Here is a 3,587-nt window from a genome sequence, read left to right on the forward strand (position 1 = left end):
GGGGGTCATCCAGCGGGCGATCACGCCGCCCATCGCGATGAGCGTCAGGCCCCAGAAGATCGCCATCGGTATCAGCACCGGCAGCAGGCTCACCTGGACGGCGACCATGCAGAGGCCGATCGAGAGCGCGATCATGAACGTCACCACGGTGGGGCTCAGACTGAGCAGCCAGTGCCAGACGCGGTGCCCGAAACCCTGGGCCCTGCGGGCTTCGGGACCCGCGGCGGCGTCGGCCTGGGCTTCGACTTCCTGGTACGTCAGCAGGTCCATCGGGATCGCCTCCAAGGCTGGACGGCTGGATGGGAGGAACGCCTGACCCGGGAGGGTCAGGAGGCCTTGCGGGGGGCCGAGGACTTCCGGGTGGCGGTCCTCTTCGCCGCCGGACTCCTCGTGGCGCCTGTCCCGGAGGTCTTCGCGGAGGCCTTCGCGGAGGTCTTCTCGGCGGACTTCTCGGCGGACTTCGGGCCCGCCTTCGGGGCGGTCTTCCTCGCCGGGGCGCGCTTGCGCGGCGCGGGCTCCTCCCCGGCGTCGACGTCCCCGGCTCCGGCACCCTCGGCTCCGGCGCCCCGCCCGCCCTTGGCCTGCTTGAGGCTGCTGCGCAGCGCCTCCATCAGGTCGATCACGTTGTCCGGCGCCTCGCCCGGCTCCTCCTCGTGCGGGACCTCCACGCCCTCCAGCCGCGCGGTGATCACCTGCTGCAGCGCCTGCTGGTAGTCGTCGTGGAGCTGGGCCAGGTCGAAGTCCTCGGAGAGGGTGTCCATCAGCGACCGCGCCATCTTGAGCTCCTGCGGCCGGACGGTGACGTCCCCCTCGGGCGCGATGCCGGCCACCGGGCGGACCTCGTCGGGCCAGATGCAGGTCTGGAGCACCAGGGTGTTGTCGTGCACCCGCAGCACCGCGGGCGACTCCCGGGTGCGCAGCGCGATCTTGGTGACGGCGATCTGTCCGGACTCGGTGAGCGCGTCGCGCAGCAGCGCGTACGGCTTGGCGGCGGCCTTGTCGGCGACGCCCACGTAGTAGGCCTTGGAGAACATCAGCGGATCGATCTCGCCCTCGTCCACGAAGGCCAGCACGTCGATGATCTTCTTGCTGGGCAGCGGCAGGTCGGCGAGGTCCTCGTCGGAGAGCGTCACGGTCCGCCCGTCGGGGGACTCGTACCCCTTGGCGATCTCCGCGTACGGGACCTCCTTCTCCTCCTGCTCGCAGTACCGCTTCATCCGCACCCGGCCGCCGTCCTTGGCGTGCACCTGGTGCAGCGGGACGTCGTGCTCCTGGGTCGCGGAGTACAGGTGGACGGGGATGCTGACCAGCCCGAAGCTGATCGTCCCCTTCCAGGTGGTCTGCATGGGGTCGCTCCTGACCGGCGCCGGGAACCGGCCGGCGCCGAGCACGCTCGGGATGCTCCTACGGCATGCCCCGAGAGTCCCACTCTGCCCGGATTCGCGCGGATCGTCCACACCGCGCCGACAATGGGCCGAGGAGGTCGATGCGGATGACCGTCCGGAGCCGGCAGGGCCGGCAGGACCGGGACCAGGCGCCGCCGCCGGAGCGGTACGGCTACCTGGTGACGTACGCGGTGCGGGGCGAGCCCGGCACACGGCGCGCGGAGGTGACCGTCCTGCCCGGATACTCGCAGGAGGAGGACATCCCCCGGATCCTGGCCGCCCGGCTGACCGGGCGACCGGCGGACGGGGCCGCGATCACCGTCCTCGACGCGCGGCCGATCTGACCGCGCAGGTGCGGGCGATTTGAGCCCCAACAGAGCTTGGCAACCTTTTCGAATACTGACCATGCGTCAGATCTGAGGTTTCCATGCCACCTTTCCACCCACCCTGACCAGGCTTTTTACGTCCGGTAAGCGAACAGTTATCAAAGCATTGTTCCGATACTCGGGCGTAGAAGTTAGGTTGCGACGCAATGCGCGGGCAAGTCCCCCACCCTCCGGCGCGACGAGTCGAGGGTCACACCGCGCTGGAAAGGCACAGGGCACCTTGATGAGTGCGGACACCACCAAGCCCACGACGGCCACCAGGCTCCCCCACCAGCCGAGTCCGACCGGAGAGGGCGGCGACGGCCACCTGAAGGCCGGACTCAAGAACCGCCACCTGTCGATGATCGCCATCGGCGGCGTGATCGGCGCCGGCCTCTTCGTCGGCTCCGGCGCGGGCATCGCGACCACCGGCCCGGGCATCCTGCTCTCGTACGCGCTGGCCGGCGCGCTGGTCGTGCTCGTGATGCGGATGCTCGGCGAGATGGCCGCGGCCGACCCGCAGAGCGGCTCCTTCTCGGCGTACGCGGACCGCGCGCTCGGCCGCTGGGCCGGCTTCTCCATCGGCTGGCTGTACTGGTTCTTCTGGGTCGTGGTGCTCGCGGTCGAGGCGACCGCCGGCGCGAAGATCCTCAACAACTGGGTGCCCGGCGTGCCGCAGTGGGGCTGGGCGCTGATAGTGATGGCGGTGCTGACCGCCACCAACCTCTTCTCGGTCGCCTCCTACGGCGAGTTCGAGTTCTGGTTCGCCGGGATCAAGGTGGTCGCGATCGCCGCGTTCCTGGTGATCGGCACCCTCGCCGCCTTCGGTCTGCTGCCGGGCACCCACGCGGTCGGCGCCAGCAACCTCACCGGTCACGGCGGCTTCCTGCCGCACGGGGTGGGCGCGGTGTTCACCGGTATGCTCACCGTGGTCTTCGCCTTCATGGGCAGCGAGATCGTCACCCTGGCCGCCGGCGAGTCGGAGGACCCGGAGAAGGCGGTCAGCAAGGCCACCAACAGCGTCATCTGGCGCATCGGGATCTTCTACCTGGGCTCGATCCTGCTCGTGGTCACCCTGCTCCCGTGGGACTCCGCCGACGTGAAGGCCAGCCCGTACGTGGCGGTGCTGGACCACATCGGCATCTCGGGCGCCGGCCAGGTGATGGACGTGATCGTGCTGACGGCGGTGCTGTCCTGCCTCAACTCCGGGATGTACACCGCCTCCCGGATGGCCTTCTCGCTCGGCCAGCGCGGGGACGCGCCCAAGGCCTTCGCCACCGTGACCTCGCGCGGCGTGCCGCGGGTGGCCATCCTCTCCTCGGTGGTCTTCGGCTTCGTCGCGGTCTTCTTCAACTACACCTCGCCGGACACCGTGTTCGCCTTCCTGCTCAACTCCTCCGGCGCCGTGGCGCTCTTCGTCTGGCTGGTGATCTGCGCCACCCAGCTGCGGATGCGGAAGATCATCGAGCGCGAGATGCCCGAGCGGCACACCGTCCGGATGTGGCTGTACCCGTACCTGACCTGGACGGCCATGGGCATGATCGGGTTCGTCATGGCGTACATGTTCACCGACGCCGACGGGCGCAAGCAGATGTACCTGTCGCTGGTCGCCGCAGCCATCGTGCTGGCGGCCTCGGCCGTGGTGGGCCGACGGCGGCGGGCCGCGGTGGCGGCGGGCTCCTGACCCGCCCGCCCCGCGCGGGAACGCCGGGCCCGGGAGCCGTTGCGAAGGCTCCCGGGCCCGGCGCCGTTCCCGGCCCGCCACCCATCCCTCTCGTTTGACCAAGGCACGTCAACGGGGATACCAGGGCATGACGCTCCCCCACGAGCGCTCCCC

At 70.1% G+C, this 3,587-nt stretch carries 4 protein-coding genes; 2 read left to right on the forward strand and 2 right to left on the reverse strand.

Features of this window, described 5'->3' with window-relative positions:
- On the reverse strand, nt 1-270 hold a 270-nt coding region (locus tag ACIQOV_RS32705), incomplete at its 3' end, for a hypothetical protein (RefSeq protein WP_401054345.1).
- A 56-nt stretch (nt 271-326) separates the two neighbouring features.
- Nucleotides 327-1,346 (reverse strand): Ku protein, encoded by a 1,020-nt coding sequence (locus ACIQOV_RS32710; RefSeq protein WP_401054347.1) that lies wholly within the window; start codon nt 1,344-1,346, stop codon nt 327-329.
- A 146-nt stretch (nt 1,347-1,492) separates the two neighbouring features.
- On the opposite strand from ACIQOV_RS32710, the gene ACIQOV_RS32715 reads away from it, so the two are divergent.
- Together ACIQOV_RS32715 and ACIQOV_RS32720 are read left to right on the forward strand one after the other, a co-directional pair.
- The gene (locus tag ACIQOV_RS32715) at nt 1,493-1,729 is read left to right on the forward strand and encodes a hypothetical protein (protein ID WP_401054349.1); all 237 of its coding nucleotides are present in this window, start codon (nt 1,493-1,495) and stop codon (nt 1,727-1,729) included.
- A gap of 265 nt (nt 1,730-1,994) precedes the next feature.
- On the forward strand, nt 1,995-3,434 hold the full coding sequence (locus ACIQOV_RS32720; protein WP_401054350.1) for an amino acid permease: 1,440 nt from the start codon (nt 1,995-1,997) through the stop codon (nt 3,432-3,434).
- The last annotated feature ends 153 nt before the right edge of the window (nt 3,435-3,587 follow it).

The organism is Kitasatospora sp. NPDC091257 (genome assembly GCF_044757675.1).
Taxonomy (GTDB): domain Bacteria; phylum Actinomycetota; class Actinomycetes; order Streptomycetales; family Streptomycetaceae; genus Kitasatospora; species Kitasatospora lactacystinica.

Coding starts and splice junctions, on each gene's coding strand:
- ACIQOV_RS32710 (WP_401054347.1), bottom strand. CDS start 1,346: ATGCAGACCACCTGGAAGGGGACGATCAGCTTCGGGCTGGTCAGCATC.
- ACIQOV_RS32715 (WP_401054349.1), top strand. CDS start 1,493: ATGACCGTCCGGAGCCGGCAGGGCCGGCAGGACCGGGACCAGGCGCCG.
- ACIQOV_RS32720 (WP_401054350.1), top strand. CDS start 1,995: ATGAGTGCGGACACCACCAAGCCCACGACGGCCACCAGGCTCCCCCAC.